Here is a 456-nt window from a genome sequence, read left to right as displayed (position 1 = left end):
TTGCAGCGACGGAGGTCAGCGGCGTCTGCAGCGCTTCGAACTGGCCTGCCTGGGCCGTTATCGCGTTGCGGTTGTCAAAATAGGACCAGGTGAACAACCCGCCGGCCAACAATGCCGCCGCCGCGCAAGCGGCTGCCGCACCCCGCCAGATCCAGGCGCGGCGCCGTTGCGCCAGCGGATCGAACGTGCCGAGGCCCGCTTCCTTGAAGATGACTTCGGTCAGCAGGTTCTTCAGGAAGAAGCTGCGTTTTTCGACCCTTGGTGCGGGCAGCGCCCGTCGCGGCGGCAGGCCGAAGGACGAAGACAGCGCCGCGGTCAGCCGGTCGATGGGCGCTCCTTCCTGCGTCGCTGATGTCAGATAGAGCCCGCGCAGCCAGGCGACCTCTTCATACCGGCTTTCGCCGAACATTGCCTCGACCAGCACCTGTATCGGTTCGGACAGGCTTGCCAGTTGGG

1 protein-coding gene is annotated in these 456 nt (G+C 65.6%); it reads right to left on the bottom strand.

Features of this window, described 5'->3' with window-relative positions; genetic code table 11:
- Positions 1 to 456, bottom strand: a 456-nt coding sequence (locus EN925_RS39220; RefSeq protein ID WP_281040721.1) for a type VI secretion protein IcmF/TssM N-terminal domain-containing protein, incomplete at both ends; no start/stop codon positions are given.

Origin of the sequence: Mesorhizobium sp. M7A.F.Ca.US.006.04.2.1, assembly GCF_004022915.1 — a bacterium.
GTDB classification, from domain to species: domain Bacteria; phylum Pseudomonadota; class Alphaproteobacteria; order Rhizobiales; family Rhizobiaceae; genus Mesorhizobium; species Mesorhizobium ciceri.
This window is presented reverse-complemented; position numbering and strand designations above follow the sequence as displayed.